The 525-nt window shown below is 53.0% G+C and carries 2 tRNA genes and 1 rRNA gene; all 3 read right to left on the bottom strand.

Going from position 1 to position 525, the window contains the following annotated elements:
- Positions 1–153: 153 nt before the first annotated feature.
- Positions 154–229 (bottom strand) — tRNA-Ala (locus tag M3I56_RS40915).
- A gap of 51 nt (positions 230–280) precedes the next feature.
- A tRNA-Ile gene (locus tag M3I56_RS40910) sits at positions 281–357 on the bottom strand.
- 66 nt (positions 358–423) lie between these two features.
- Positions 424–525, bottom strand: a 16S ribosomal RNA gene (locus tag M3I56_RS40905); the annotation flags it as partial.

Raw genomic sequence — 525 nt, 5'->3', positions numbered from 1 at the left:
GCCATCTCTGTCCGCGTTCGGATGAATCTCTTTACTACTTCTTCCTGATTGTTAAAGAACGACAGCCGATATGGTGTTACTCATATCGCCCTGACTGGCTCAATCGCCAATGCAAAAGGTTCTGCTTCGTGCAGAACGCTGTGCATTGAGGATTGGTGGAGGATGACGGGATCGAACCGACGACCCCCTGCTTGCAAAGCAGGTGCTCTCCCAGCTGAGCTAATCCCCCAGTCACACATACTCAAGGGGTTGGTTTATCAGTCAGCCACCGCAGACAAATTGGTGGGTCTGGATGGATTCGAACCATCGACCCCCGCCTTATCAAGACGGTGCTCTAACCGACTGAGCTACAGACCCCTGAGTCTGTCTTTCTTACAGCCGACAAGTGTGAGCGCTTAAAACGCAGTGAGCGATGAGCTCATGAAAGGAGGTGATCCAGCCGCACCTTCCGATACGGCTACCTTGTTACGACTTCACCCCAGTCATGAATCCTGCCGTGGTGACCGTCCTCCTTGCGGTTAGACT

The sequence above is a fragment of the Paraburkholderia sp. CNPSo 3281 genome, from assembly GCF_024206515.1.
Lineage (GTDB): Bacteria > Pseudomonadota > Gammaproteobacteria > Burkholderiales > Burkholderiaceae > Paraburkholderia > Paraburkholderia nodosa.
Note: the sequence above shows the minus strand (reverse complement) of the source record. Positions and strands in the feature narration are given on the sequence as shown.